The organism is Neisseria dentiae (assembly GCF_024580525.1).
GTDB lineage: Bacteria > Pseudomonadota > Gammaproteobacteria > Burkholderiales > Neisseriaceae > Neisseria > Neisseria dentiae_A.
In genome coordinates this window covers 1-1,216 of the sequence record NZ_JANIKQ010000052.1, presented here as the reverse complement: position 1 = coordinate 1,216, position 1,216 = coordinate 1, and the positions used below count along the sequence as shown (strand labels likewise).

1 protein-coding gene is annotated in these 1,216 nt (G+C 52.4%); it reads left to right on the top strand.

Going from position 1 to position 1,216, the window contains the following annotated elements:
• Window positions 1-68 precede the first annotated feature (68 nt).
• A complete protein-coding gene (locus NQ012_RS12805; protein WP_257067960.1) occupies window positions 69-1,076 on the top strand; it encodes an IS5 family transposase in 1,008 nt (335 codons plus the stop codon).
• Window positions 1,077-1,216 lie beyond the last annotated feature (140 nt).

Here is a 1,216-nt window from a genome sequence, read left to right as displayed (position 1 = left end):
GCCTGAGACCTTTGCAAAATTCCCTAAAATCCCCTAAATTCTCCTCCAAGACATTTAGGGGATTTCTCATGAGCACCTTCTTCCAACAAACCGCCCAAGCCATGATTGCCAAGCACATCGACCGCTTTCCCTTATTGAAACTCGACCAGATCATCGACTGGCAACCCATTCAGGCACATCTGAACCAACACAAAGCACGTTATATCCGTGACAACCGCGGTCGTCCCGCCTATGCCCGTCTCTGTATGTTCAAAGCCATCCTGCCCGGCCAATGGCACAGCCTTTCCGATCCCGAACTCGAGCACAGCATTCTCACCCGCATAGACTTCAACCTCTTCTGCGGCTTTGACGAAATGGCTATCCCCGATCACAGCACCTTGTGCCGTTACCGCAATTGGCCGGCGCAAAACCATTTGCTCGAAGAGCTGCTCAGCCTCATCAACCGGGAACCGGCTCAAAAAGGCCTCAAAGTCAAAAACGCCCAAACCGCAGTTATCGATGCCACCATTATTGAAACCGCCGGCGGCAAACAACGTCAGGCAATCGAGACCGGCCATGAAGGTCAAATCATTGCGCACACCACACCCAGCAAAGACAGTGACGCCTGTTGGATCAAAAAAGACGGCCGATACCGGCTCGGCTGCAAACAGCACACCCGCAGCGATGCCGAAGGCTGTATCGAGAAAGTGTACGCCACGGCGGCCAATGCCCATGAATGCAAGCACCTGAATCCCTTGTTGAAAGGATTGAGAAAAGGCGTCAAGGTATATGCGGACAAAGGCAGCAGCAGCAGAGACAACCGCGTCGTGCTGAGCAGGAAACGCCTGCTTGACGGCATCATGGAAAAAGCCCACAGGGGCAGTCCGTTGAGCGAAGCGCAAAAGAAGCGCAACAAAGCTTTATCAAAAGTTCGCTATGTGGTGGAACAAAGCTTCGGCACCCTGCACCGCAAGTTCCGTTACAGCCGTGCCTCTTACTTTGGAGTGGAGAAGGTAACGGCGCAATGCCGTCTGAAAGCGGTTTGCCTGAACCTGTTGAAGGCGGCGAACAGGCTTGGTGTGCCTGTTGCTGCCTGAAAAGGCGGCAAGCCCCTTGAAATAGGGGATTTTAGAGGGGAAATAGGCAGAGATTTAATGTTTTTTAATCGGAAATTCAGATACGAAGCAGCCGGGTATGAAGAGAGTCATATCCGGCTATTTTTTGCAAAGGTCTCAGG